Source organism: Pedobacter chitinilyticus, from assembly GCF_003313385.1.
Classification (GTDB): domain Bacteria; phylum Bacteroidota; class Bacteroidia; order Sphingobacteriales; family Sphingobacteriaceae; genus Pedobacter; species Pedobacter chitinilyticus.
On record NZ_QMHN01000003.1, the window covers coordinates 538626 to 562615 of the forward strand.

18 protein-coding genes are annotated in these 23990 nt (G+C 39.7%); 14 read left to right on the plus strand and 4 right to left on the minus strand.

What is annotated here, in order from left to right:
* The first annotated feature begins 289 nt into the window (after window positions 1–289).
* The 10 genes from DUT70_RS12530 to DUT70_RS12580 all read left to right on the plus strand — a co-directional run bounded on the left by DUT70_RS12530 (window position 290) and on the right by DUT70_RS12580 (window position 10110).
* Window positions 290–988 carry a GNAT family N-acetyltransferase gene (locus DUT70_RS12530; protein ID WP_113647672.1) on the plus strand — a complete coding sequence of 233 codons (699 nt, stop codon included), beginning with the start codon at window positions 290–292 and terminating at the stop codon, window positions 986–988.
* Window positions 989–1080: 92 nt separating this feature from the next.
* Complete coding sequence (gene argG, locus DUT70_RS12535; protein WP_113647673.1) at window positions 1081–2271, plus strand: argininosuccinate synthase; 1191 nt, start codon at window positions 1081–1083, stop codon at window positions 2269–2271.
* A gap of 108 nt (window positions 2272–2379) precedes the next feature.
* Entirely contained in the window at window positions 2380–2838 is a 459-nt protein-coding gene (locus DUT70_RS12540) for a GNAT family N-acetyltransferase (RefSeq protein ID WP_113647674.1), read from the plus strand.
* A 43-nt stretch (window positions 2839–2881) separates the two neighbouring features.
* Window positions 2882–3862: an N-acetyl-gamma-glutamyl-phosphate reductase gene (gene argC / locus DUT70_RS12545; RefSeq protein WP_113647675.1), complete on the plus strand. Its 981-nt coding sequence runs from the start codon at window positions 2882–2884 to the stop codon at window positions 3860–3862.
* A gap of 86 nt (window positions 3863–3948) precedes the next feature.
* On the plus strand, window positions 3949–5079 hold the full coding sequence (locus DUT70_RS12550; RefSeq protein ID WP_113647676.1) for an aspartate aminotransferase family protein: 1131 nt from the start codon (window positions 3949–3951) through the stop codon (window positions 5077–5079).
* 136 nt (window positions 5080–5215) lie between these two features.
* Window positions 5216–6196: a Rossmann-fold NAD(P)-binding domain-containing protein gene (locus DUT70_RS12555; RefSeq protein WP_113647677.1), complete on the plus strand. Its 981-nt coding sequence runs from the start codon at window positions 5216–5218 to the stop codon at window positions 6194–6196.
* Between the two features lie 78 nt (window positions 6197–6274).
* Window positions 6275–7063 carry an acetylglutamate kinase gene (gene argB / locus DUT70_RS12560; RefSeq protein ID WP_113647678.1) on the plus strand — a complete coding sequence of 263 codons (789 nt, stop codon included), beginning with the start codon at window positions 6275–6277 and terminating at the stop codon, window positions 7061–7063.
* Window positions 7064–7363: 300 nt separating this feature from the next.
* Window positions 7364–8167 (plus strand): pyrroline-5-carboxylate reductase, encoded by an 804-nt coding sequence (gene proC, locus DUT70_RS12570; protein ID WP_113647680.1) that lies wholly within the window; start codon window positions 7364–7366, stop codon window positions 8165–8167.
* A gap of 83 nt (window positions 8168–8250) precedes the next feature.
* Window positions 8251–9312, plus strand: a complete 1062-nt coding sequence (locus tag DUT70_RS12575) for a M20 family metallo-hydrolase (RefSeq protein ID WP_113647681.1) — start codon at window positions 8251–8253, stop codon at window positions 9310–9312.
* A 159-nt stretch (window positions 9313–9471) separates the two neighbouring features.
* A complete protein-coding gene (locus DUT70_RS12580) occupies window positions 9472–10110 on the plus strand; it encodes an NAD(P)-dependent oxidoreductase (protein ID WP_113647682.1) in 639 nt (212 codons plus the stop codon).
* Between the two features lie 35 nt (window positions 10111–10145).
* On the opposite strand, the gene DUT70_RS12585 is transcribed toward DUT70_RS12580, so the two are convergent.
* Window positions 10146–13013, minus strand: a complete 2868-nt coding sequence (locus tag DUT70_RS12585; RefSeq protein ID WP_113647683.1) for a S9 family peptidase — start codon at window positions 13011–13013, stop codon at window positions 10146–10148.
* Between the two features lie 255 nt (window positions 13014–13268).
* Between DUT70_RS12585 and argH the strand changes: the two genes are divergently transcribed.
* From argH to DUT70_RS12600, 3 genes are all read left to right on the plus strand, one after another.
* Window positions 13269–14600 carry an argininosuccinate lyase gene (gene argH / locus DUT70_RS12590; protein WP_113647747.1) on the plus strand — a complete coding sequence of 444 codons (1332 nt, stop codon included), beginning with the start codon at window positions 13269–13271 and terminating at the stop codon, window positions 14598–14600.
* The gene (locus DUT70_RS12595; protein WP_113647684.1) at window positions 14600–15385 is read left to right on the plus strand and encodes an endonuclease/exonuclease/phosphatase family protein; all 786 of its coding nucleotides are present in this window, start codon (window positions 14600–14602) and stop codon (window positions 15383–15385) included. Before argH ends, DUT70_RS12595 begins: the two co-directional genes overlap by 1 nt.
* Before the next feature lie 180 nt (window positions 15386–15565).
* On the plus strand, window positions 15566–16954 hold the full coding sequence (locus DUT70_RS12600) for a Gfo/Idh/MocA family protein (RefSeq protein WP_113647685.1): 1389 nt from the start codon (window positions 15566–15568) through the stop codon (window positions 16952–16954).
* 112 nt (window positions 16955–17066) lie between these two features.
* Here DUT70_RS12600 and DUT70_RS12605 read toward each other — a convergent pair whose 3' ends face one another.
* Entirely contained in the window at window positions 17067–17978 is a 912-nt protein-coding gene (locus DUT70_RS12605; RefSeq protein ID WP_113647686.1) for a hypothetical protein, read from the minus strand.
* A 148-nt stretch (window positions 17979–18126) separates the two neighbouring features.
* Here DUT70_RS12605 and DUT70_RS12610 point away from each other — a divergent pair, with 148 nt between their 5' ends.
* Entirely contained in the window at window positions 18127–19683 is a 1557-nt protein-coding gene (locus DUT70_RS12610) for a glycoside hydrolase family 10 protein (RefSeq protein WP_113647687.1), read from the plus strand.
* Window positions 19684–19851: 168 nt separating this feature from the next.
* Here DUT70_RS12610 and DUT70_RS12615 read toward each other — a convergent pair whose 3' ends face one another.
* Complete coding sequence (locus tag DUT70_RS12615) at window positions 19852–22713, minus strand: M16 family metallopeptidase (RefSeq protein WP_113647688.1); 2862 nt, start codon at window positions 22711–22713, stop codon at window positions 19852–19854.
* Between the two features lie 93 nt (window positions 22714–22806).
* The gene (locus DUT70_RS12620) at window positions 22807–23955 is read right to left on the minus strand and encodes an acyltransferase family protein (RefSeq protein WP_113647689.1); all 1149 of its coding nucleotides are present in this window, start codon (window positions 23953–23955) and stop codon (window positions 22807–22809) included.
* Between the last annotated feature and the right edge of the window lie 35 nt (window positions 23956–23990).

Consider the following 23990-nt stretch of genomic DNA (forward strand, 5'->3'; position numbering starts at 1 on the left):
ACTCAATTTTTATTTAAACCTTTGCGGCACAATCAATTCAATAGTATTGATTTTATAAAAAAGTGAGTAAACAAATCGTCCATAAATTATCTGTTTTAGAGGCCAAAAGCATGGCCCCTAACGGCTATTTTATTGAACGTTTACGACCCGTATTCCATATCACTACAAGTCGGCAACTCTTTACGCCGCGGATTTAAGTCATACCCGTAGGGAACTTAAACCCATGAGGAATTGATCCTCAATAAAAACCCAATTAACAAGAATACCATATTTTTTCGTTAAAGAATTAATGAATAATAACGATTTTATAGTGCAAGTTGCACTTCCTGAACATCGTGTTTTTGCTGAAGAAATAGTTGAAGAAATGGCTGAATCAGCAAAGGCTAGAGGAACAGGTATCGCTAAACGTTCGCCAGAATACGTAGCTGGCAAAATGCAGGAAGGAAAGTCGGTAATCGCTTTCCATAAGGATGGAACGTGGGCTGGATTTTGCTACATCGAAACTTGGAGTCATGGCCAATTTGTGGCCAATTCTGGCTTAATTGTAAGCCCTAAATTCCGTAAAGCAGGATTGGCAAAAGCCATTAAAGAGGAAATCTTCGCCTTGTCAAGAAAGCTATATCCAAAAGCAAAAATATTTGGTTTAACTACTGGATTGGCCGTAATGAAGATCAACTCTGACTTAGGCTATGAGCCCGTAACCTACTCGGAACTTACCCAAGATGAAGAATTTTGGAAAGGCTGCCAAAGCTGTGTCAACTTCGAAATCCTTAAAATGAAGGAACGTAAGAACTGCATGTGTACCGCAATGTTGTACGATCCAAAAGAAAAGAAACACGAAGCAGCCAAAGAATTTGCGGAAGAGTTGCAGAAAAAGCCGAAGCTTTATGAAAGATTTATGCGTATTAAGCAGCGTTTAATCGAAAAAAATAAAGGAAATAACGATTTGAAATCGCTGTTGTTGTTTTTGGCTTTGATAAGTAAATAGAAAATTAATTAATGAACCACCTAAGATTCCTTAGTGTATTAAAGCTTCGGTTTTCTTAGGTCTCTAAGGTGGTTAAAATAGGTAAATACGAAATGAAAAAGAAAGTTGTTTTAGCATTTAGCGGAGGTTTAGATACCTCATTCTGTTGCATCCATTTAACTAAAGACAGAAATTTAGAAGTACACTCTGTAGTGGTAAATACTGGTGGTTTTTCTGAAGAAGAGTTAAAGGAAATTGAAGCACGGGCTTATGCTTTAGGTGTAACATCGCACGCTGCGGTTGATGAAACCGAAAACTATTACAACGACAGCATCAAGTATTTGATTTTTGGTAATGTATTAAAAAATGCTACTTATCCACTATCGGTAAGTGCGGAGCGTGTTTGCCAAGCTACGGCAATTGCCAATTACGTAAAGAAAATTGGTGCTGATTATGTAGCTCATGGAAGTACTGGTGCGGGAAATGATCAAGTGCGTTTTGATATGATTTTCAATATCCTGATTCCTAATGTAGAAATCATTACGCCAATTAGAGATTTAAAATTATCACGCGAAGCAGAAATTGAATATTTAGCCAAACACGGTGTGGTTTATACGGCTGAGAAAGCAAAATATTCGATTAACAAAGGTTTGTGGGGTACTTCAGTAGGTGGTGCAGAAACATTGACTTCTAACCAAACTTTACCAGAAAGTGCTTGGCCAACTCAAGTAACTGAAACAGAATCTAAGAAAGTAGAATTAATTTTTGAAAAAGGTGAATTGGTTGCGGTTGATGGCGAGAAGTTGGAACCCGTAAGAGCTATCCAGAAATTGCAAGCTATTGCTGCTCCTTTTGGTGTTGGCCGTGATATCCACGTTGGCGATACTATTATTGGCATTAAAGGTCGTGTAGGCTTTGAGGCAGCAGGGCCGATGGTTATCATCAAAGCTCACCACGCTTTAGAGAAACACACCTTAACCAAATGGCAGTTGAGCTGGAAAGAGAACTTGTCTTCTTTCTATGGTAACTGGTTGCATGAAGGTCAATTCCACGATCCAATTATGAGAGATATGGAGGCTTTCTTGACTTCTACACAAAGCACCGTTAACGGAAAAGTATTTGTAGAGTTGTTGCCATATCGTTTCCACATCATTGGTATCGAAAGTGCTAACGATTTAATGAGTAATAAATTTGGTAGCTACGGAGAAATGAATAATGCTTGGTCTGGAGAAGACGTAAAAGGTTTTTCTAAAATATTCGGTAACCAAGTAATGATTTGGCATAAAGTAAATACTGAGAAGTAGAAGGAGAGTCCGAAAGACAGAAAAGTCTAAAAGGTTTCTGATCCTTGTCGTCATTGCGAGGTACGAAGCAATCTTATGAATTGTCGAAGGATTAACTATTATTAGATAATGAGTAAAATAGAAATTAAACGTATTGACCAAAATGAAGCAAACTTAGTTGTTGGCTTGTTTAATCAGTACAGAATATTTTACGGTAAATTCTCTGATTTAGGAATGGCAAAGGATTTCATCGACGCCCGACTGGAGAATAACGAATCGGTGATTTTTGTAGCGTTGGATGAAAATAATCCTGTAGGATTTACACAGCTTTATCCGAAGTACTCATCGGTAAGGCTGGTTAAAAATTGGATATTGAACGATTTGTTTGTCAATCCAGAATACCGTAAACAAGGAATCGGGGAGGCGCTTATTAAAACGGTCATGGATTTTGCGAAAGGACAAGGCGCTGTCTATGTTCAGCTAGAAACAGCCGTTGATAATTTTACAGCGCAAAGTCTTTACGAACAAATTGGTTTTGTAAAGCAAGGGCCAGATGAAGAGTTTTTACTTTATAAAATTGAACTATAAAATAGAGGGATAAAGATATCCTTAAACATTCAACTTTAAACTAATGAAAATAAAGGCAGGAATTATTGGAGGAGCAGGTTATACTGGAGGCGAGATGTTACGCATCTTGGTTAATCACCCACAAGTAGAAATTGCTTTTGTAAATAGCAGCAGCAATGCTGGAAATCTAATTTCAGATATACACACTGATTTATTCGGGGATACTGACCTGAAATTTACAGACCAAATTTCGCAAGACATTGACGTGCTATTTTTATGTGTTGGCCACGGCGATGCAAAGAAATTTTTGGAAGTAAACCCAATAAACGAAAAAGTTAAAATCATCGATTTATCGCAGGACTTTAGATTAGCTCAAAACTCGCAATTTGCAACCCGTAACTTCGTTTATGGCTTGCCAGAATTGAATAAGGAAAAAATCCAAACTGCACAAAACATTGCTAATCCAGGTTGTTTTGCAACTTGTATCCAAATGGGCTTATTGCCACTGGCTTCAAGAGGTTTGCTACAAAGTGAAGTGCATATTAATGCCACTACGGGGTCAACTGGAGCAGGTCAGAGTTTGAGCAAAACCTCACATTTCAGTTGGAGAAATAATAATCTTTCGATTTATAAGGCTTTCGAGCACCAGCACTTAGGTGAAATAGGCGAGAGCCTAACTCAGCTGCAAGGCGAAGTAAAAGAAGCTTTAAACTTCATCCCACAGCGTGGTGATTTTACCAGAGGGATTTTGGCAGCGATGTACATTGAAAGCGATTTGACCGAAGAAGCAGCATATGAACTTTACGAAAGCTATTATGCCAGTCATCCATTCACTCATGTAAGTCGGAAAAACATCGATTTAAAACAGGTGGTAAATACCAACAAGTGCTTGATCCATTTGGAAAAACATGGCAACAAATTATTTATCATCAGCATCATCGATAACCTTTTAAAAGGCGCCAGTGGACAAGCCGTACAAAATATGAATTTAATGTTTGGCTTGGAAGAAACAGTAGGGCTGAAATTGAAAGCAGCTAATTTTTAAACAACCTGTCATGCTGAGCCCGTCGAAGCATCTGCAAGCGATGAAACAGATCCTTCGTTCCTCAGGATGACAACAACCACAAAAAAATGAACTTATACGACGTATATCCATTAAACGACATAGAAATCACTAAAGCATCAGGCAGCAATGTTTGGGATGCTAACGGACAACAATATTTAGACCTGTATGGCGGTCATGCGGTAATTAGCATTGGCCATACCAACCCGCATTATGTGCAACGTTTAACCGAGCAGTTAAACAAAGTAGGCTTTTACTCTAACTCTATCAAAATTCCTTTGCAAGTACAATTGGCAGAGAAATTAGGTCAGGTTTCTGGTAAAACCGATTACCAATTATTCTTATGTAACTCTGGAGCGGAAGCTAACGAAAACGCGTTGAAATTGGCTTCTTTTTACAACGGTAGAAAGAAAGTCATTGCCTTTAAAGGTGCTTTTCACGGTCGTACCTCATTGGCTGTTGCAGCTACGGATAACCCGAAAATTGTAGCACCAGTTAACGAGACTGAAAACATTATTTTCTTGCCTCATAATGATGAGCAAGCTTTGGTAGATGAATTTGCAAAACATGGAAATGAAATTGCAGCGGTAATTCTTGAAGGCATTCAAGGTGTGGGCGGAATTAGAGAAGCCTCAAAAAGCTTCTTACAAAAAATACGTTCACTTTGTGATGAATATAATGCCGTATACATTGCTGATAGTGTACAATGTGGCTATGGCAGAACTGGACAATTCTATTCGCACGATTGGGCTGGCGTAGATGCTGATATTTATACTATGGCTAAGGGAATGGGCAATGGGTTTCCAATTGCAGGGATTTCAATTGCTCCAAAATTTAAGCCTTGGCACGGACAGCTGGGAACCACTTTTGGCGGTAACCATTTGGCTTGTGCTGCAGCATTAGCGGTATTGGAAGTCATCGAGAAAGATAACTTAATGAAAAATGCCGAAGAAGTAGGTGCTTATCTGATTGAAGAGCTAAAGAAATTTGAGCAAGTGAAGGAGGTGCGTGGAAGAGGCTTGATGATTGGTATTGAATTGCCTGAAGAACTAGCACATGTAAAAAAAGAGCTGTTGTTTAAGCATTTTATCTTTACAGGTGAAGCAAAGCCTAACGTAATCCGTTTATTGCCAGCATTGAACTTGACCAAGAAACATGCAGATACGTTCCTAAAGGCATTTGGCGAATTAGTGAAGTAATATAAACTAACCGTCATTGCGAGGCACGAAGCAATCTTAAAGCTATAGAGATTGCTTCGTGCCTCGCAATGACGATATAATATAGAGAAAAACAGTAGAGGAAAACCCTATACCTTAAACCTTATACCTTTTAAATATGAAGTTGTTTTCTTCCGTAAATGATGTAACCGACATCAAGCAGTTAGTAGCAAGTGCTTTGGCATTAAAGGCTAACCCTTATGCGCATAGCGATTTGGGCAAAAACAAAACCCTTGGACTGGTGTTTATGAACCCAAGTTTGCGTACTCGTTTAAGCACCCAAAAGGCAGCCCTTAATTTAGGGATGAACGTGATGGTGATGAACATGGACAAGGAAGGTTGGGCTTTGGAAACACAGGATGGTGTGATCATGAATGGTACGACCGTGGAGCATATTCGTGAAGCTGCTGCCGTGATGGGCGAGTATTGTGATGTACTAGGCTTACGTTCGTTCCCCAAGCTGCAAAACAGAGAAGAAGACTATAACGAGGAGTTTTTTAACAAATTCGTGAAGTTTTGCGGCGTACCAGTGGTAAGCTTAGAAAGTGCCACCAGACACCCGTTGCAAAGTCTAGCGGATTTGGTGACCATACATGAAACTTGGGAGACCTATCGTATTGATGCCAAGGCTAAACCAAAAGTGGTGTTGGCTTGGGCACCCCATATCAAACCTTTGCCGCAGGCAGTTCCAAACTCGTTTGCAGAGTGGATGAGCAGAGCGCAAGCAGAAGGAATGTTAGATTTTACCATCGCCCAACCTGAAGGTTTTGAACTTAATGAAAACTTTACTTCTGGCGCTAAAATTTCTCATGATCTAGATGAAGCTATTGCTGATGCAGATTATGTCTATGTGAAGAACTGGAGCAGCTACAAGGAATATGGCAAACTGTTAGATTTTCCAGAGGGATGGATGATGGATAACGAGAAGTTGAAATTGACCAGCAATGCAAAAGTAATGCACTGTTTGCCTGTTCGTAGAGACTTGGAATTGGCTTCTGAAATATTGGATGGGCCAAACTCCTTAGTCATACACGAAGCTGGAAACAGATTATGGTCTGCACAGGCGGTACTAAAAGCAATGTTGGAAGAAATAAAATAGTTAAGAGTTTTGGGTTACGAGTTACAGGTGTAAATGCCTAAGCTCATAACTCATAACTTATAACCCATAACCTAAAACATGCAAAAACTAACCATCATAAAAATAGGCGGAAACGTTATTGACAACTCCGAAAACCTATACCGCTTTTTGGAAGATTTTACTTCTTTAGAAGGTCCTAAAATATTGATTCACGGAGGGGGTAAAATCGCTACTGAAACCAGTGCTTCTTTAGGAATTGAAGCAAAAATGGTAGATGGACGCAGGATTACAGATATTGAAACGCTGCGTGTGGTGACCATGGTTTATGCAGGGCTGATTAACAAAAACATTGTTGCGCAACTGCAAGCAAAAGGAGCCAATGCCATTGGTTTAACTGGCGCTGATGGCAATATCATTAAAGCTAAAAAGCGTCCTGTAAAGGAGATTGACTACGGCTTTGTAGGCGATTTGGATGAAAACTCTGTTTCGGTTACTTCTTTAGCACACTTATTACAAGCTGGTTTTGTGCCAGTGCTTTGCGCCATTACGCATGATGGCGAGACACAATTGCTGAATACCAATGCGGATACGATTGCTTCGGCAGTGGCGGTGGCAATGTCGGCCCAATATGAAACACATTTGGTATATTGCTTTGAGAAAAAAGGTGTATTAAAAGATGTGAATGATGATGCTACGGTAGTAAGGGAAATCCGTTCTGTAGACTTTGAACCGCTAAAAGCTGATGGAACTGTAGCAGGAGGAATGATTCCTAAATTGCACAATGCTTTTGAGGCGATTAATAAAGGAGTTACTTCGGTTTATATCGGCAAAGCCGATGAGTTGAATGAAATAGCGTTAGGTACGTTTGGCACGAAATTAAGCCCCTAAACCCCCTGGGGGGACTTTTTTTAAGCGCTTTGCAATTCCCCTCTTTTAGAGGGGTGCCCGAAGGGTGGGGTGTTTTTGAGTTTAATATACTTTTTGTCGTCATTGCGAGGTACGATGTTACGCTTGGAGTAGTATTGCAATGTGCTTGCGTTCTAAACCTGATAGCAGCGAACACGAAGTGCAACGGAGTAAAGCGGATAGCAGGGCTAAACATTAAAAAGAGCATCACTACTGCTTTTCAATTAAAATAAAACCATCGAAGCATCGGTGAAATCATAAAATCTGGGTAATCACAAAAAGATGAAAAAAATAACCATTATCGGCAGCGGAAATATTGGACTTTCTTTAGCAAAAGGACTCGTAAATAAAGCTTATTGCAAGGCAGAGAACATTACTTTAACCCGCAGAAACATTAAGTTGATGACGGAAGAAGTAGCCGCTGGATTTAAAGTGAGCGATGATAACTTGGCCGCTATTGAAGGGGCTGATATTGTAGTGTTGGGAGTTTTGCCGCAACAGTTAAAGAAAGTTTTAGTGCAACTGGCTCCCGCGGTAAATCCAGAAAAGCAACTTTTCGTTTCAGTAGTTTCAGGAGTAACCTGTGCGGATGTGCGTAAGGAGCTTGGCGAAAATGTACAGGTTATTAGGGCAATGCCAAATACGGCCATTTCTATTGGACAAAGCATGACCTGCATTGCTACAGATAGCGCAACTGATGAAAATTTAAACGAAGTAGTGACTTTGTTTGAAACCGTTGGTGCCGTAGTGACCATTCAGGAAGATTTAATGACCTCGGCAACGGCTTTGTGTGCCTGTGGGATTGCCTTCTTTTTGCGCAGCATTAGAGCTGCTTCGCAGGGCGGTGTAGAGATTGGTTTCCATGCGCACGATGCTTTGAAAATGGCAGTGCAAACGGCTAAAGGAGCAGCAGATTTATTGTTATTGAACGAAACCCATCCAGAAACTGAAATAGATAAAGTAACTTCGCCCAAAGGTTGTACTATTGCAGGCTTAAATGAAATGGAACATAATGGTTTCAGTTCATCGCTAATTAAAGGAATTAAACTTTCGGCTAAAAAAGCAGGCGGGTTATACAACGAATAAATAATCTGTCATGCTGAGCTTGTCGAAGCATCTGTAAGCGATGAAAAAGATTCCTCGTTCCTCGGAATGACAATAAAGTTTTTATGGTAGAAAAGTTAATTAAAGAAAGTACTGAATTATTGCGTGATTTAATCCGCATTCAGTCTTTTAGTAAGGAAGAAGATAGAACGGCAAATTTAATTGCACAGTTTTTAGGTGAGCATGGCATTAAAACGCATCGTAAGCTGAACAATGTTTGGGCTTACAACAAGCATTTTGATGCGTCGAAACCTACGGTGTTGCTTAATTCGCATCATGATACCGTAAAACCGAATTCGGGCTATACCCGTGATCCTTACGATGCTGCTATTGAGGATGGCAAATTGTTTGGCTTGGGAAGTAATGATGCAGGTGGCTGTTTGGTATCGCTGATTGCTACTTTCTTGTACTTTTACGAGCAGGAGGGTTTAAAATATAACTTCTGTTTAGCGGCAACTGCCGAAGAAGAAATTTCAGGAAATGATGGATTGGAATTAGTGATTCCAGATTTGGGCGAACTTGAATTTGCCATTGTGGGTGAACCTACTGAGATGCACCTAGCTATCGCTGAAAAAGGCTTGCTAGTGATTGATTGCACGGCCCACGGTAAAGCAGGACATGCGGCACGTGAAGAAGGTGAAAATGCGATTTACAAAGCGCTTCCAGATATCGAATGGTTCCGTAATTACCAATTTCCTAAAGTGTCCGAAGTTTTTGGCCCAGTAAAAATGACGGTAACTATTATCAATGCAGGCTCACAACACAATGTAGTGCCCGCTAATTGCACTTTTACGGTTGATGTGAGGGTAACCGATGCCTATACCAATGAAGAGGTGGTAGAAATCATTAAACAACACGTGAGCTGCGAAGTGAAACCTCGTTCGGTAAGGTTAAAGCCGTCTTCTATTGATAAAAATCATCCTATTGTTAAATCAGGAATTGCATTGGGCAAAACCACTTATGGTTCACCTACCACTTCTGACCAAGCATTGTTATCTATTCCATCTTTAAAATGTGGACCAGGGTTCTCTGGCCGTTCTCACATGGCCGATGAATTTTTGTACGTAGATGAAATTAGACAGGGCATTGAAGGCTATATTGCCATGCTGAAGCCTGTAGTATCTTAAAAATTTAGGAAACAAAGTTTTGAATTCAACGATTTTGTTTCCTAAATTCGAGTATTAAAATCTCTTTATAAATATTGCCTAAAAGCAGTTCTTGCTTATTTGTCGGACATATAGATTTTCCGAAGGTTATTTTTATTACCCAAATTTTATAAAGAGATCATGACTAATCATCATCATATTGCCGTGATTGGCGGCACAGGAAAATCAGGAAAATACTTAGTGAAAAAGTTGTTGGAAAAAGGCTTCCGTATTAAAATGCTATTGCGAAATCCTGACCAATTGGAACTTCATCATCCCGCTATTGAAAAGGTAAAGGGAGACGCCCGAAACACAGCCGATATAGTGCATTTACTGAAGGATTGTACGGCGGTATTGAGCACCTTGGGACAACCAAAAGGCGAACCGCCTATTTTTAGCACGGCTACCATTAACGTATTAAATGCAATGCAAAAGCTAAATGTAAAACGTTACATCGTGATTACTGGTTTGAGCGTCGATACGCCTAATGATCATAAAAGCGAGCAGGTGCAACAAGCTACGGATTGGATGCGGTCCAATTATGGTCCAACTACTACCGATAAGCAAGTTGAATATGAGCTGTTAGCCCAAAGTGAGATAGATTGGACTTTAGTAAGGTTGCCACTCATTGAGCAGACGGATGTAGCTAATGGAATTAAAGTGAATCTTGAAGACTGTCCAGGGGATTATATTAGCGCGACAGATTTAGCCAATTTTATCATTGAGCAATTAGACAGTGCCGAATATATTGGAAAGGCGCCATTTATTGCTAGCATTTAAAAGCAAAAAGGCGGTGAAACTCACCGCCTTTTCTTTTAGTTGCCTGCTTCGTCAAAAGCTCTAGCTTCCAAATGTTTTTCCATATCCAATCGGTTAACCCCTTTGCTCCACCATTCAGGAGCAGGTTTTCCTTTCAACATGTAGTCAAAATATTCCATCATACGTACCGCATAATCTTTACGATTTGGCAATTTGGCAATACCGTGGTTTTCGCCTTTGTAGGTAATCATTACTACTGGCTTGTTCAATCTTCTTAAACCATTATAGTACTCAATCCCTTGGGTAAAATCAACAGCACCATCTTTATCATTGTGCAATAACAACAATGGCGTTTTCACGTTTTTAATGTGATAAATTGGTGAGTTGCGAGCAAAAGCATCCCAGTTGTCCCAATAACCTGGTGTTAAACGACCTTGGCTAGCTTCAAAAATTGCTTGGTTGGTACCACCGCTGTTCCAATAAATTAAACTGTACATACTGATCATGTTGGTCAGTGGAGCACCTGCAGCAGCCGCTTTAAAGATGTTGGTTTGGGTAATCAAGAAAGAAGTTTGGTAACCACCCCAAGAGTGACCATGGATCGCTACGTTTTTCTCATCTACCACACCAGTGGCAATTGCTGCTTTTACAGCTGGCACTACACATGCTACTGCCGACATTCCTGGGTCGTTTAGTTTGTATTTGATATCTGGCATCAACACGGCATAACCGTTGCTAAGATACATCCCTGCATTAAAACCACCACCAGGGAAACCTGGCATGCTGTAGTTGTTTAAGCCATCAGTTAAACGCTCATAAATGTAGGTAATGGTTGGATACGATTTTCCCGCTTGGTAGTTGGCAGGCAAGTAAAGGGCTGCCTGTAAAGTATCGCCATGCGCACTCACATACTTAATCAATTTCACGCCCGAGGTCCAAGCATACTTAGCTTGATCTGGTGTGTTGGTGTTTACCTGTTTTGGTGCCGCTAAATCGCTGCTAGCGCTAGCATAATATACAGGAGATTGCGCATAATTACTTTTGGTAAAAGCAAAAACTTTAGCGTTTTCAGCTTTGGTTAAAACGCCATAACTATTGGCATCGGTAAATAATACATTGATTTTTGATTTGCCTGCTGGAAGGATTCCAATACCCATGTCTTTTGTTTCGTTATTGAAGACGGTAAAGTATTGGTCTTTGCTTAGGTCGGTACCTTTTTCGTTAGCATAAATGCGATATCTGCCAGCCACCGCTGTTTTTTTGTTTTTCCAGTTGTCAGATAGAGCCGTTACTGATTTACCGTCTGCAGAAATCTTCCATAAATCATAGTTGTCCATGATCAGCGCATACTTCGAATCCGACGACCAACCATAATTGGTAGTGGCAGGTTTGGTTACGTTATGGTCATCTAACTGATCCACAAAAGAAGCCTTGATGTTTCCAGTAAGGTTAGCTTTTTGACCAGTTTCAAAATTCACACTGTAAAATACGCCATCCACATAATAGCTGGCCATTTTACCATCGGGAGCTACCAATAAACGACCGCCGTTATTGCCGTACATTTTTTCGAACAATACCTTTTTGGTGCCTGTTTTAAGGTCAATTAAGTAAATGTCAGAATAACTTTGACCATCCAAATTACCCATCAGTTCGTACTTGGTATTGTCGTAACCAATGGCATATAATTGCTTTGGAGCAACACTTACAGAGCGCATGTTGCTATCGGCAAGTTGTGTGAATTTTTTATCCGCAATGCGATAAGAACTGACGTAGCTGAAGTTTTTATCTCTCATTTCTTGGGTTTGCTGTGCAGATTGAAGGCGTCTATCTTGCCAGTTCCAAATGATCATATCTGGTTTCTCGATATCATCTTTTTTCACTTCTGGTGCAGGAGCAGCTTTAGCCTTTGCAGCACTATCCACTTTAACCTCTGGTTTCCCTTTGGCTTTAGCACTATCTGCTTTTTTATCTTCTTTTTTGATCAAGGTATTGATGCCAAAAAACAAAGTGCTTTGATCATCTGACCAGTATGGAGTAGCATTGGCGTTGATGCCCATTTCTTTGGTGAAATTGCTGTCGTCAATACCATTGTAAATTACTTTCGCGGTTAAATCGCCATTGATTTTGTTGATGCCGATTACGCTTAACACTTCATCTTTGTATTTGTCGTTTTTGTTAGCTTTTAGTAAAGCAAAGGCGGTTCCATCCTCGTTCCACGTAATGCTTTTATAAACTGCTTTGTCATTATCTAAAGCCGTAATGGTGCCAGTTTTCATGTCTCTTAAGAAAAGACCGTTACCGTTTTGTCCATTGGCATCAACTGTGTAGGCCAATTTATCACCTGCTTTGTTAAAAGCATATTCACCAACATTACCTAGATTAAAGCTTTTTTTACTAGCCAAATGATATAAAAGTACATCAGTTCCTTTGGCCGCATCTTTGTCTTTTGGAGCAGTTTCCAGTGGAGCAAATTGTATGGCGATCCAATCAGCAGCATCTCCAGAAAAACCAAAGGTTCTTACTTTTTCAAAAGTAGTTTGTTTGTTGTCTGCCAATGAAACCAATAACAATTTGTCGTACAAAGGTTTCATTGTTTTTCTAGCGGCTTTGGCTTCTGCATCTTTTGCAGATACTTTAAAAGCAGCATACTTTGAATTTTTGGAGAATAAAGTAAAGGTAGGCGTAGCACCAATAGGGTAGCTGTAGCTTAAGGTGTCAAAGGTTTTTTTGATCACCATTTTAAGGTCGCCTTCTGTTGGTCCTGTTGCCCAAGCACTCCATTGGCCATCGCCAGAAAGTGCATTTCCTCGGTTATAGTTCCATTTAGAGACATCCTTCCAAGTAAGCGCAGGCTTTACCTGAGCCTGTGTAGAGGTTACAAACATCCCACCGAGAAGTAATAGAGATAAGGTTATTTTCTTCATAATTTATGGTCTTTGTACAAATGTATATGATTTACTTCACAAAGTTGTATGTTTTGGACTTATTAATGCATCAATGTTGCAATTTTAGAGTTCGTCGCTTTGCTTTACCATCTTGCGTGTAATTATTGTATTTTTGCAGCAGAATAATAGAAACGAACTAAATAAGTCGCTTTGTCATGCTGAGCATAGCGAAGAATCTGAAAATAGATTCCTCCTAACATCGGAATGACAACAGAACACAACAAAATACACGTAATGAAGATCTGGCAGAAAAATGTAGATGTAAACCAATTTGTAGAAAACTTCACGGTAGGAAAGGATCGAGAATTGGATTTGCAGATGGCAAAATTTGATGTATTGGGCTCGTTGGCTCATACGCAAATGTTGGAAACCATTAACCTGCTTACTGCTGAGGAACTTAAAGAAGTGCAACTGGCGCTTAAAGAGATTTACAAGGAAATTGAAGCAGGAAGTTTTACGATAGAAGATAGTGTAGAAGATGTGCACTCGCAGGTAGAATGGCTATTGACTCAACGCATTGGTGAAGCTGGAAAGAAAATCCACAGCGGACGTTCACGTAATGACCAAGTTTTGGTAGACCTGAAACTTTATTTCAGAAGCTGCATTGAAGAAATGGTTGGAAACACGCAAGAATTGTTTAACCAGTTAATTTCCCTAAGCAATCAACATAAAGATAAATTGTTGCCAGGCTACACTCACTTGCAAATTGCGATGCCGTCATCTTTTGGTTTGTGGTTTGGGGCTTATGCAGAAAGCTTGGCCGATGACATGGAACTGATGTTGGCGGCATGGAAAATCACCAACAAAAATCCATTAGGTTCTGCTGCGGGCTATGGTTCTTCGTTCCCCTTAAATAGAACGTTGACTACTGAATTGTTAGGTTTCGAAAGTTTGAACCATAACGTGGTATATGCGCAAATGGGTCGCGGTAAAACAGAACGTATTTTGGCACAGGCCATGTCGTCGGTAGCGGCAACTTTGGCTAAAATGGCCATGGATGTCTGCCTTTTCATCAACCAAAATTTCGGTTTCATCAGTTTTCCTTCGGAGCTAACTACGGGCAGTAGCATTATGCCGCACAAAAAAAATCCTGATGTTTTTGAGTTGGTAAGATCTCGTTGCAATAAAATCCAAGCTTTGCCAAACGAAATTGCCATGATGACCACCAATTTGCCATCAGGCTATCACAGAGATTTGCAGTTGCTTAAAGAGAACCTTTTTCCAGCATTTATTTCCTTAAATGAATGTTTGGAAATCACCACGTTTATGCTGCAACATATCTCTATTAAAGATGATATTCTGAAGGATAAAAAATACGATTACCTTTTCAGTGTTGAGGTGGTAAATGATTTGGCTTTGCAAGGCGTGCCTTTTAGAGAAGCTTACAAAATTGTGGGTGAACAGATTGATAATGGGACCTTTAAACCTCAATATGAATTGAAACATACTCACGAAGGAAGCATTGGCAACTTAATGAATGCGGAAATTGCCGAAGCGATGAATCAAACTTTAAAAGGTTTCGGTTTCGAAAAAGTGAATAAAGCCATTGCTAATTTAATTGCCTAATGAAACTCAAATATAGTTTCCTATTGGCCTTGGTGCTAGTTAGTTTGAACCTATTGGCCCAAAAAGCAGATACAATTACGATCGTTTCGTACAACATTCATCATGGCAATCCACCAGCAAAACCTGGGGTAATAGATTTGGATGCCATTGCCAATGTGCTCGCCAATGAAAAACCTGATTTTGTGGCGTTGCAGGAGGTAGATGTGAACATCAACCGTTCGGGAAATGTAAACCAAGCGGAATATTTGGCCAAAAAGCTGAACATGTATTTCTATTTTGCCAAAGCCATTGATCACGATGGTGGAGACTATGGTGTTGCGGTACTTTCAAAATATCCAATATCAGAACAGCACAGCTTAAAATTTTCAAGGATAGAAGGACTTAAGGCAGAAGACAGGGTCTTGGCCGTTGTTTCCGTTAAGCTTGGAAATGGAAAGAAAATCACTTTCGGTTCTACCCATTTAGACCATCAAAAAGATGAAGCCTTACGATTGCTTCAGGTTTCTGAAATTGTGAAATATGCCGAAAACGAGAAGGGTGCATTCATTGTTGCTGGCGATTTTAATGCCGTACCAAGTTCGGCCACTATACAGCTTTTGGACAAAAGTTTTATACGAACATGCGACAACTGTGGTTTTACCATTCCAGTAGTTACGCCCAAAAGAGCCATCGATTTCATCGCTTTTAAGCCTAACAGAAAAATCTCGATATTTAGTCATGAAGTCATTCAGGAGCACCAAGCTTCGGACCATTTGCCTATCGTTGCCAAAATTATCCTTAAATGATATTTTCACTTGTCATTCCTAGGGAAGTATAACGACGAGGAGTCGCTTGCGGGTTTATTTAAGTTCTTGTTGGTTTCTTTTTTGTTGTGTTTTGAAATGAAGTAAAAGATAATTTAGAATAAATCAAAACAAAATGAAATATATATTTGGTTATACAAAACAATCTATAACCAAAATCTCATGAACCGTAGAAATTTACTTAAAACACTTTCGCTTACCGTGGGGGCTTCCATTGTAGGTACAGAGGTGTTGGCCAAAATTGGCGAACGTTCCTTCTTGTATAACATTCCAGATAACCCCAATCACAAAAGTTTGGATAAACCAGTGACCGCAATTACCATCGGCGCTGGAAATAGAGGCATGGTGTATGGTGGTTTCGCGGCAAAATTTACTGATCAAATTAAAATTATCGGCGTTGCCGAACCAAACTCCTTTAGAAACGACAGGTACGCGAAGATCCATAACATACTAGCGGAAAATCGTTTGAACACTTGGGAAGACGTATTTAAAAGGCCGAAATTTGCTGATGCAGTGATCATTTCTACACCAGATAATCTGCACTACGAGCCTTGCATGAAGGCTTTGGCCATGGGGTACGATATCCTTTTAGAAAAACCCATTGCCCCAACAGAAAAGGAATGCAGAGACATTTTAAACTTGGCAAAGAAAAACAACCGAATTGTCGCGGTTTGTCATGTGTTAAGATACGCCCCTTACTTTGTAAAAATGAAGGAGCTTATTGCCAATGGCGCTATTGGGGAAGTGATCAGTATCCAACATTTTGAGCCTATTGAGCATACGCACATGGCCCATTCTTATGTGAGGGGAAATTGGCATAACTCCAAAGAAACCACACCCATCATCTTGGCCAAATCATGCCACGATTTAGATATTGTAAAGTGGGTGATTAACAAACCAAGTAAGAAAATATCTGCCATGGGCGATTTAAAATGGTTTAGAAAGGAAAATGCTCCACAGGGGAGTACAGCCCGTTGTACCGATGGTTGTAAAATAGAAAGAGAGTGCCCGTACTCGGCGATTAAAGAATATGTTGAACTTAACAAACGTACTTCCGTTTTTGATGTGCCAGCGGGAATCAAAGACCGTAAAGGTTTTATCACCGAAAAATTAAAAACCACCAACTATGGCCGTTGTGTGTACAGAATGGAGAATGACCAGCCCGATCACTATGTCACCAATATCCAGTTTGCCGATAGTGTAACCGCAAGTTTCTCGATGGAAGCTTTCACTTCGTATCATGGCCGAAGAACCCGAGTAATGGGCTCGATGGGTGATTTAGTTGGCGACATGACTGAATTGGTGCATTACGATTTTAGGACTCGAAAAGACACCAAGTTTGTTCCTAAAGCAGAGGATGTAGAAGAATATAAAAATAGTGGTCATGGTGGTGGAGATTGGTTGCTGGTGCGTGACTTTGTACAAGCTGTAGCGCAAAAGAATCCAGCGTTACTTACTTCAACCATTGATGAATCTATTGAAAGCCACGTGATGGGCTTTATGGCTGAAGAAAGCCGTAAGAAAAATAAAGTGATGGATATCAAGATGTAGTTTTTCGATTAAACTCTGAGTGTTTAGTTGATTAGTTCCAAAATCCTACAAAAACGAGTGCAAAAAAAATCCCGCTAGAAAACCTAACGGGATTTTTTACATCGTTTTAAACCTATTTAAGCTCAATTTCTGATTTTCCCATCTGGAACCCATCAGCATATAAGAAGATGCCGTATACGCCCTTAATAAAAGCTCTAGGGTTAATCCAGTCAATCTTGTATCTCGTCTCATCATTGTTGTAGGAAATCTCTATCGCTCTGCTGTATTGCATTTGCTGGCCATCGGCCTCAAACATATTGTTCTCATCGGCAATTAAATTCCCTGCTGGATCAATTACCCTTAAAAAAATCTTGTGATAGGTTTTTTCGGCCAAGTCGTTGGGCACAATCGCAAAATCAATGGTTAGTTTATTCGCTGTGCTGGCCTTGGACACTATAGAAGTCTTACCATTGTCCTTTACCCTAAAGGCTATAATGCTAATGTCCGAAGACTTTAGTGAAGAGCCTACTTTTACCTTGCGGTTAAGGTTCTTGTTTTCTCTCCTTAAATTTTCTGTTTGTTCGTTATAATTGTTGATACTAGTTTTTAAACTGTCTCGTTCTGTTTTCAAAAAAGAATTTTCTTGTTCCAAAATGGCAATTTGGTTGTTGTAGCTTTTCACAAAATCTCGCAGCGAGTTAATTTGTTTATGTGCTTCATCCAGTTCCTTTTGGGTGAGTTCGCCCTTTTTTAAGGCCAGTTTAAGTTCTGCTATTTTTTCCCTTGCTAGTTTTTGTTCCTCAATAAGTCTGTCGTTAAGGGTTACATTCAAGAGGTTCACTCGGTCGAGTTCGACTTCAATTTTTTCCACCTCTAATTTTAAACGATCTTTTTCTGTACTGATGGTAACAAACCTGCTGGTTTGCTGTTGGTCTCTAAAATAGAGATAACCATTTATGCCTAGCAATGCAACAATTACAACGATGAGAAAATAAACCTTATTCCGATCTACCTTGTTATCTACAGCTTTTTCTTGTGTTTGCATTATTTTTTGAGTCTCTTAAAATAAAATCTGTAGCGCTAATGATTTGCTAACTTAACAAAAAATCAAAAAAGTATAAAAATAATGTCACTTTTGTATTTAAACACTAAAAAGTTCGTTACCTATTTAGCGTATCAACAAATCATTCAGAATGTTCAAATTCCTATCCAAGTATAACATCGCATTTGCACTTTTTCTTTCGATTGCTTCCGCTTCTACATTAAACGCTCAACAAGAATCAAAAATTGTACCCAAACGCGAATTTAGAGGCGTATGGGTGGCAACAGTTACCAATATCGACTGGCCTTCTAAACAGGGACTTAATGCAGATCAGCAAAAACAGGAGCTGATAGCGATTTTAGACCAGCATCATCGTAACGGAATAAATGCAATTATTTTACAGGTGAGGCCTACGGCTGATGCATTATATGCTAAATCTAGAGAACTATGGAGTCATTGGTTGTTGGGTAAACAGGGCGCCACGCCAGCACCTGGATATGATCCTTTAGCTTTTGCCATTAAAGAAGCCCATGAGCGTGGCATGGAACTACATGCTTGGTTCAATCCTTACAGAGCTACCATGTCGGCTAGGGCAGTAACTCATCCAGATCATATTACCAATAAAAGACCCGAACTGTTTTATACTTACGGTGGTCAAAAGTTATTTGATCCAGGGATTGCTGAAAATAGAGAATACATTACGCAAGTAATTTTGGATGTGGTAAAAGGCTATGATATTGATGGGGTGCACTTTGACGATTATTTCTATCCTTATCGCATCTCAGGTCAAGTCATTAACGATTCGGCTACGTTTGCGAAATATCCCAATGGTTTTACGAAGGTAGATGATTGGAGAAGAAACAATGTAGATATGTTGGTGAAGATGGTGAACGACAGTGTTCATTACTATAAAAAACACATCAAATTTGGTATTAGCCCTTTTGGCATTTGGCGAAATTTTAGAGAGGATACTTTAGGCTCTAAAACCAACGGCCTATCCAACTATGGGGAACTTTATGCCGATTCTAGAAAATGGATTAAGGAAGGTTGGGTAGATTATATCAACCCTCAAATTTATTTCTCTTTTTCAAGAGCTGCGGCTCCATTTAAGGTATTGTTGGATTGGTGGAGCAATAATACGTATGGTAGACACCTGTATATTGGACAGGCTGCTTATTTAATCCATAATGGTACCACCAAACGAGAGCCTGCTTGGGCAAAGCCAAATGAAATACCTAATCAAATTAGAGCAATAAGAGCAAATAACAGAGTGCAGGGGAGTATTTATTTTAGTTCAAAATCCCTTTCAACGGTAGCTCGTGGTTTAGCAGATTCTTTGAGGAACAATTTTTATAAATACCCTGCTTTGCCTCCTCAAATGCCTTGGATAGATGACATCGCTCCCAATGAACCTCAACATTTAACGGCAGAAGCCCAAAACGATGGCATCAATATTAAATGGACCAAACCTTTGAAAGCCAAAGATGGCGAAACCGCATCTGGATATGTAGTTTACCGTTTTGATGAAGGTGAGAAGATCACGGTGTTGGATGCTAAAAATATTGTAAACATCACTTTTGAGGATTATCCCTTTTTTCTGGATACTAACGTAGAAAAAGGAAAGCGTTACAGTTATTTGGTTACGGCGCTTGATCGTATTAAAAATGAAAGCACTCCAAGTGGACCAGTGGGTGTAGAGGCTAAATAGAAAAAAGCCTACGAAACATTTAAGCTCCGTAGGCCATCTGTATTTGGGTTAGTTGTATTTGTGTGTGATCATCTATTACGTAGAAGTCAGAGAAAACGCTACAAGATGTAGGATAATAAAAAAGGACGACCAATTGGTCGTCCTTTTTTATGTATTGAAATCCGTAGATTAATTTTCTGGCAATAATACCAAGCGGATGTAATTATCTCCGTTTAGATATTTTTGGGCAGCAGCTTTAGTTGCTTCTACCGTTACGCCATTAATGCGTGCGGTATTCCCTAAAACTTGATCTAAGTTTTCACCATATTTTAAGCGATTGGTCAGGTAATTTACCCAGAAAGCATTTTCGCGAAGGCTCAATTCCTCTTGTCTTAGTTCTTCAGACTTGAATTTCTGCAAATCTTCTGCGGTAACACCATTTTGTTTGAAGGTATTTACTTCTTCCAATGCGGCATTAACTAGTTTTTCTACATTGGCCTTCGCACAGTTAAATGAAATGGTAAAGAAGTATTGTGCTGTTGGATATTTTTGAACGCTTAACGAAACACCAGGACTATAAACACCACTTTCTTTCTCACGAAGACGTTCTGTGATTTTGATATCTAATGAGGCTTTTAAAGCATCTAACATCACATTGTTTTCCGCATTGTAAGTGTAGTTGTCATGGAATACCAACTGAACGGTTACTTTATCTTCTAACCCCTTTTTAACCGCTTTATTTACTTTACCTTTCGGAGGATTAACGCCATTGTCAACAAAATTCTCGTTTCTGTTTAACGAAGGTAAGCTTGCTAAATAAGTAGTAATAAATGGCTTTATCTTCTCTACATCGAAATTGCCTACAAACACGAAAGTTTGCCCACTCGCATCAGCGAAACGATCTTTGTAGAAAGCATAAGCCTTATCTAAATTGATCTTATCGATATCCGAAAGATTGGTAGGCATGCCACGTTTGTGGTAGTTGGCCATCACTGCTTGTACAGTATCTGCAAAAACACTGGTAGGGCTACTATTTTTATTAGCGGTAATTACTTTAAAGTCGCTGATGTTTTTGTTGAAGATTTCAGGGTCCTTGCGAGGATTGGTTGCATAAGCGTAAATCAACTGGAAAGCAGTTTCAAGATCTTTTGGCGAAGCACTTCCTGAAAAGCCCTGGTAAAGATCGTTGATGTATGCACCGGCTGAAGCCGTTTTTCCTGCCAAGTACTTGCTCAATTGGGTAGGATTAAAATCGCCTACGCCACTTTGTGCAATAAGGTTGGCATTATCAGCCGATTGAAAATCGTCGTCTTTAGCTAATGATGAACCTCCTTTTGCAAACGAGGTAAAAATGATTTGGTCATTTTTAAAATCGGTAGGCTTTAATACTACTTTAACCCCATTGCTTAAGGTTAACGAGGTTACACCAATTTTATCATTTTTGGTTTCGTTAACAATCGTTCCAGCTTTTGGTGCTTGGGCAATCAACGGTTTGTTTACGGTATTGTCAACATAAGGAGTTACTCGGTTGCGAGCATTTTTAATGGCGGCCAACAGAGCCGCTTCGGTTGGTAGGTTCTCTTTTTCCTTTTCAGGTGCCTGAACCACGATGATTTGGTTGGTTTTGGTCACCATTGCTTTTGCAGCAGTGTTGATATCAGCTAATGTGATATTTTGTAATGTTTTTTTAGATAACTCATAAGAATACTCTGCAGAAGGCATCGCAGCACCAATCAAAAAGTTGTTAAGGTATTGTTGTACAAGGGCTGCCGACTTGGTTTTGTCTTTTTCCTTAAATTGCTTCTCTACACCAGCTTCCATTTTTTTCTTTGCTGTTTCCAATTCGCCTGCTGTGAAGCCAAACTTGGCCATACGTTCGTTTTCGGCAACGGCTGCAACAATTGCTTTTTGTAATTCAGCGCCTGTTTTAGCTACAGCTACCGTTTGTAAGGCACTAATATCCCAAATTAACCCACCTTGATACGGTGCATAGGCACTTTGTGCAAATAAGAATGGAGCATTTCCTTTTTGGGTAATTTCGGCTAAGCGGGCAGCCATCATGCTGTTGATCAGGCTTTGCGTTAATTGTAATTTATAGTCGCTTTCTGTTTTTATGGGGCCTTGTTTCTGCTTGTAAATTACTTGGGCAACGTTGTATGGTTGTTCCTTATCAGTTACCAGTTTGATCAACGGTTGCGCGTTATCAGGGATAGTGTAATAAGGCCTAGCCCTCTCATTAGCTGGGTTGGTTAAACCCGAGAAATTAGCGATAATAAGTTTCTCAACTTCGTTCACATCAAAATCACCAACAGCAATTACCGATTGAAGATTTGGGCGGTACCAATCTTTGTAGAAATTACGGATTTTATCGTGGGTGAAAGTTTGCAGTAATTGAATATCGCCAATAGGCAAACGTTTAGCATACTGGGAATTGCCTAATAACAATGGCAAAAGTTGTTTTCTGATCCTTTCACCAGCATCTTTACCACGTTGACGGTCTTCTTCAATAATTACGCCACGTTCGTTGTCAATTTCTTTGCCATCCATGGTTACTTTTCCGGCCCAGTTTGCCAAAATTTTGAAACCAGTTTTGAAAACTTCGGCGCTATCTGTGGGAATCGGTAATTGATAGACGGTTTGGTTAAAGCCAGTATAAGCGTTAAGGTCGGCTCCAAAACGTACTCCTGCTTTTTGCAGGTAATTGATGATTTCGTTTTTAGGGAAGTCTTTGGCTCCATTAAAAGCCATGTGCTCAGTAAAGTGCGCCAAACCTAGTTGGTCATCATTTTCCATCAAAGAGCCAATCTTGTTTCCTAAGTATAATTCGGCTCTGTTTTTAGGTTCAACATTTTTTTTGATGTAGTACACCAGTCCATTAGGTAGTTTTCCAATCCTAACACTAGGATCGTTAGGGATAGTGGTGCTTGTTGCCGGCTTAGCGGTAGTTTTGGCCACTGAAGCTTTGGCTGGGGCTTTTTTTTGTGCAATTGCTGGTTGAACTAACACTAATGAAAGTGCGCCCACCGCAAGTAAATGCAAGTTTTTCTTCATTGATATAAAATTAGTTAAGTGGATGATTTCCTGAAATTAGAGATTGTTTGTGTAATAAAGTTACAAATAGATATGAGTATTGAAACATCATCTTTAAACTTTGATAATGATATTGCGTTTGTACATTACCCATAGAATAACATACCAGAAAAGTACAAATGCAATGGCGTAAGCTAAAGAAGCATTCAAAGGGTTTGCAAAACTAGAAGCAAACCAAGCCTTGTTGACGTAATTTAGCGCACCTATCTTTTCGCCCTCAAAGTCAATTTTAATCATGTTCAATAATCGTGGCATTAGGCCCGATAAAAAGAAAACCGTGATGGCATTTACGCCATAAACTACAAAAGGCTTAGTAAAACGGTTGTACTGGTTCACATCAATCAGCCAATAGGAAAGTGACAGAATAAGGGTTGCCCATCCGCCAGTGTACAAAACAAAAGAACTTGTCCATAATGACTTGTTAATAGGAAAGCTTAGGTCCCAAACAAGTCCGCCAATGATGGTTAAAGTGCCCACACAAAACAACCAAGAGATTTTGGTGGCGGCGTCGATGGTTTTGTTTTTTAGGTAAACCCCAACCAGCACCCCAAATAAACAAGTACCGATGGCGGGAATAGTGCTTAAAATGCCTTCTGGATCCCATGTTTTAGCTGCTTTCCATAAATGTGCTTCTGTTAAAATGGTGCGGTCAAGCCAAGCACCCAAATTGGTTTCTTTCTCTAAATTTGCAAAGCCTACACCTGGTACAGGTACAAAAGTCATTAGTGCCCAATAACCAAAAAGAAATATCACAATGGCTTGAAATAGCCTCTTGTTGTTCAGTTTCAAAAACAACACTGCAGAAATGAAAAACACTACAGCAATACGTTGTAAGACTCCAGGGATTCTCACTGTTTTTAAAGATTCCACAAAATTGAAATCGCTAAAGTTTCTTGGGAAGAAGGCCAGTATGAAGCCCAGAAGGAAAAGGGTGAAAGCTCTTTTGAGTGCTTTTAAGATCGTTTTTCCGTGAGTGCTTTGGTCTTCTCTTTTACTGCCCATGGCATAGGCGATAGAAACACCTACGATGAATAAGAAAAAGGGAAATACTAAATCGGTAGGAGTACAGCCGTTCCATGCGGCATGTTCCAAGGGAGCGTAAATATGAGCCCAACTTCCAGGGTTGTTCACCAGAATCATGGCGGCAACTGTTAAGCCCCTAAAAAAGTCAAGAGATAATAGTCGTTGTGGTTTGGTTTCCATTGCGTTTAAATAAAAAAATATCTTCTATGTTTTAG

Bases quoted from the DNA above. Each gene is read 5' to 3' on its own strand.
- DUT70_RS12530 (WP_113647672.1), top strand. From the start codon at position 290: ATGAATAATAACGATTTTATAGTGCAAGTTGCACTTCCTGAACATCGT.
- argG (WP_113647673.1), top strand. From the start codon at position 1,081: ATGAAAAAGAAAGTTGTTTTAGCATTTAGCGGAGGTTTAGATACCTCA.
- DUT70_RS12540 (WP_113647674.1), top strand. From the start codon at position 2,380: ATGAGTAAAATAGAAATTAAACGTATTGACCAAAATGAAGCAAACTTA.
- argC (WP_113647675.1), top strand. From the start codon at position 2,882: ATGAAAATAAAGGCAGGAATTATTGGAGGAGCAGGTTATACTGGAGGC.
- DUT70_RS12550 (WP_113647676.1), top strand. From the start codon at position 3,949: ATGAACTTATACGACGTATATCCATTAAACGACATAGAAATCACTAAA.
- DUT70_RS12555 (WP_113647677.1), top strand. From the start codon at position 5,216: ATGAAGTTGTTTTCTTCCGTAAATGATGTAACCGACATCAAGCAGTTA.
- argB (WP_113647678.1), top strand. From the start codon at position 6,275: ATGCAAAAACTAACCATCATAAAAATAGGCGGAAACGTTATTGACAAC.
- proC (WP_113647680.1), top strand. From the start codon at position 7,364: ATGAAAAAAATAACCATTATCGGCAGCGGAAATATTGGACTTTCTTTA.
- DUT70_RS12575 (WP_113647681.1), top strand. From the start codon at position 8,251: ATGGTAGAAAAGTTAATTAAAGAAAGTACTGAATTATTGCGTGATTTA.
- DUT70_RS12580 (WP_113647682.1), top strand. From the start codon at position 9,472: ATGACTAATCATCATCATATTGCCGTGATTGGCGGCACAGGAAAATCA.
- DUT70_RS12585 (WP_113647683.1), bottom strand. From the start codon at position 13,013: ATGAAGAAAATAACCTTATCTCTATTACTTCTCGGTGGGATGTTTGTA.
- argH (WP_113647747.1), top strand. From the start codon at position 13,269: ATGAAGATCTGGCAGAAAAATGTAGATGTAAACCAATTTGTAGAAAAC.
- DUT70_RS12595 (WP_113647684.1), top strand. From the start codon at position 14,600: ATGAAACTCAAATATAGTTTCCTATTGGCCTTGGTGCTAGTTAGTTTG.
- DUT70_RS12600 (WP_113647685.1), top strand. From the start codon at position 15,566: ATGAACCGTAGAAATTTACTTAAAACACTTTCGCTTACCGTGGGGGCT.
- DUT70_RS12605 (WP_113647686.1), bottom strand. From the start codon at position 17,978: ATGCAAACACAAGAAAAAGCTGTAGATAACAAGGTAGATCGGAATAAG.
- DUT70_RS12610 (WP_113647687.1), top strand. From the start codon at position 18,127: ATGTTCAAATTCCTATCCAAGTATAACATCGCATTTGCACTTTTTCTT.
- DUT70_RS12615 (WP_113647688.1), bottom strand. From the start codon at position 22,713: ATGAAGAAAAACTTGCATTTACTTGCGGTGGGCGCACTTTCATTAGTG.
- DUT70_RS12620 (WP_113647689.1), bottom strand. From the start codon at position 23,955: ATGGAAACCAAACCACAACGACTATTATCTCTTGACTTTTTTAGGGGC.